This window comes from Acinetobacter sp. CFCC 10889 (assembly GCF_003268395.1).
In the GTDB taxonomy this organism is placed as follows: domain Bacteria; phylum Pseudomonadota; class Gammaproteobacteria; order Pseudomonadales; family Moraxellaceae; genus Acinetobacter.
In genome coordinates, this window is record NZ_LQXQ01000125.1 from 1 (window position 1) to 3,063 (window position 3,063).

A 3,063-nucleotide genomic window follows, 5' to 3' on the forward strand; every position below is an offset into this window, starting at 1 on the left:
TTGTTACATCATCCCATTCCTTACACTCATAACCGCCAACGATTAAACGGATTTCTTTGCCTGCATTATCGAGCATAAGTGATTAACTCCGTGCCTGATTGCACAAGGGCAAAGTTAAAAACAGTTGGATTTAAACGTTTAATTTCTTCAGCTCTATTCATATCGCCATACAACTGGTGAGCCAGCCAATGTGCTGTGCAATGCAACATAATAGGCGTAGTACGAATAGGTGGACGTGTCTCAATTAAAGCTTGAATTTGATCATGTACAGTTGTTGCTAAAACTTTGTATTGAGCGACTTGAGCAGCAGGATCAATATTTGAAATGGTGGCTTGTTCTTGGGTAATTGTACGTTCTGCAACAATCGCTTGTTGAATATCGGTGCGCACTTGCTGACGGATCACAGCCAAATCAATCGGCGTGATATTCACCACTTTATTTTGTGCTGTATCTAACTTGGTTTGTTTAACAATGGCTTGAGCTGCTGAAGCCGCAGATGCAACAGTGACCGCTCGCCACATTTGCTTAAATGCAGAACTGTCATTGCTACTGTCTTTATCATCAAAGATTTGACCTACTCGTTTGAGTCGGTTAGATAAAGATTGCCATTTGCTAATCGCCGAAATATCAGTGAACTCAAACGTAGCAAGACGAACAACGTCATCAACTAGTCCGACAGCCCACTCAGGTGGTGATAAAATATTGTCTACAGTAGAACGGACGACACCCAAAATTGACGTGCTTTTTGTAAGCCGCTGCGGATACGATTGACGGCTTTAAAAAAAGCATTGGGGTCTTTGTCTTTGAGCTGTTCTAACTCACTTTCTAACGCTGAAGCGGGAATATAAAAAAAGGTTTGCGTATCAATTTCGATGTCGAAAGCGGGTACAAATAATGGTCTTTCTTTGGCTTCAGCTTCGACAAACTCAACATCTAAATCACAGCCATCGACTATTTCTGTACCGTGGACAATATTCCAGCTGGCTACATAAACGTTCTTAATCCCATGGATCGGGTGGATAAGTTCACCTTGCCCCGTTAGAGTGAATGCTGCAATTAAAGCATTTAAATAGAGGAGATAGTTTTCACCTGATAAAAAGATACGCAGACTGATTTTTTCAGCATCTTTGCCCATGTCTTCGATCTGAGCTTTATTCGAGTAGGGCGATTGCTGAATGGCTAATGCTTTAGATACAGACTCACTGGTTTGAATACATTCAAACTCAATGTTTCTAAAGCTTGCTTGTTGTAGATCAGTAGACCATGCCATAAAAAATACCCTCATTTAAAGGGTATTTTGTCTTTGATTTATAGATGGGTTTAGGTGGAACGGCTTCCTTTACTAAATACAGTGTAAAGATTTAAGCATTTCATTATATTTATTAAATTTATTTTGATCCGCATAATTTTTGGCATGAATCAGACCTGTATTGATTGCGTCACAACGCTCGTATAGAGAAGCATTATTTTTTTCTAAAAATGCTATTTTTTCATCTTGTTCACTAAAAATGTTTTGTTTCGTATAATAGCTTAAGCCTTTACTAATACCGAACCAAAGAATAACTACAAAAAATATAGTGCCCAAATAAGTAAAAAACTTATCCATAATATCCCCAATTTTTTAATGTTTTTGCAGCATAAAGGGTACAGCACCTTGACGATCACCAACAGCATTTTGTTGTGGTTGTTGTAATGAATTAAGTGTTGGAACGGGTATCTTGATAGAGTTACCAATTGCTGATGGTAGTTTTTGTAACTCTCGAATCACTTGTGCATTTTGCTGATTCGCTTGTTGCTGTTGTTGAATCATTTCATCATATTTAGCTTGGGCATCAAGAGCAGCTTGAGCATTATCGTTTCCAAAAGCTGCAAGCACTTGAGTAATTTTTTCACCCATCCAGTTATCTGCCGCTTGTCCTGCATCAGTTTGCATATACATATTACGAGCTGCTGTTCCAATACCATAACCGAGTACACCCGCTAGACCAACTTGACCAGCAGCACGTGCAGCGCCCATCGCTGCACCACTTGCTGCACCTGCGGTAGCACCGCCTACTGCACCTGCGCCGCCACCAGCTCGCATTGCTAAACTTGCTACCCCCGCAGAAGCGGCTAAGGCTGTCAGTGCGGTGGTAGAAATAAATAAACCTTGTGAAAAAGCTGGGAATTGTTGAGTAAGCTCCGAAAACTTATCTAAAGCAGTTCCATAACCACCAGAGATTCTATCAAAAGAGTCTTGACGGACAATTTGTGCATTGGTTTTTGCTGTACCCTCTTTGCCAAATGGTTGTGTATTTAAAAAAGATATTGTGGGCTTGATAACTTGATCATAAGAGGCTTTTAGGGTTTCATTTTTTAAACCGTCAATACGATTAACACCATTTTCATCGATATTATAACGGGCTAAAGTTTGTCCCAGTGTTGCCATTAAAAATTGGCGGTCAGCAATGATTTGACCAATTTCACCACCTAAAGCAATGTTTGCCATATCACCAAGCAATTTTTTACGCTCAGCGTCACTTGCTGTAGAAATTTGCTTTTTAAGAGCTTGGTAATCATTATTATTTGATAATTGGTGATCAATAACATCACCCAAAACTTCAGCACCAAATTTACCTTGGGAACGTCCAACTTGTTGTTGTTGATTCCAATCAAATACTTCGCCTAAATATTTTCCTTTTTTACTATAAGATGGTCTGGTCGCTAAACCTTCAGTATTTACCACGGCTTTTGCCATACTGTCAGATAGTTCTCTACTATTTAGTTTTTGCAGTAAGTTGACAACGTTATTTCCTGCCTCACCTGCATTACCTGAAACGTCCATTGATACTTGGTTTAAAGATAACAAACTTGCTAAACCTTCATGACCACTATAGCCAGCTGACGTTGCTAGGGCTAATTGGCGAGCCAAATCTTGCTGCATGTCTCTAAGTTCATAGCCACCTAATTCACCTGAACGAATTGTCATTGCAAAGCTTTTTTGTAAATTTTGTTCACCCCTTAAACCATAGGTTGCAAGTGCATCGGCAAGAACCGACATTCCCACAGCAGATGTTTTACCCG

Annotated in this window: 3 protein-coding genes and 1 pseudogene; all 4 read right to left on the bottom strand. The window is 39.8% G+C overall.

All coding sequences use genetic code 11. The features are described 5' to 3' along the window. Positions 1–65 precede the first annotated feature (65 nt). Positions 66–731, bottom strand: coding sequence for a hypothetical protein (locus AVJ19_RS22630; protein ID WP_228203423.1), 666 nt, complete (start codon positions 729–731; stop codon positions 66–68). Beyond that, entirely contained in the window at positions 707–1,270 is a 564-nt protein-coding gene (locus AVJ19_RS22635) for a DNA circularization N-terminal domain-containing protein (RefSeq protein WP_228203424.1), read from the bottom strand. The genes AVJ19_RS22630 and AVJ19_RS22635 overlap by 25 nt, the downstream gene beginning before the upstream one ends. 72 nt (positions 1,271–1,342) lie before the next feature. Beyond that, complete coding sequence (locus AVJ19_RS20725) at positions 1,343–1,606, bottom strand: hypothetical protein (protein ID WP_111861388.1); 264 nt, start codon at positions 1,604–1,606, stop codon at positions 1,343–1,345. A 15-nt stretch (positions 1,607–1,621) separates the two neighbouring features. Continuing rightward, a pseudogene (locus AVJ19_RS22115) lies at positions 1,622–3,063 on the bottom strand (hypothetical protein); the annotation flags it as partial.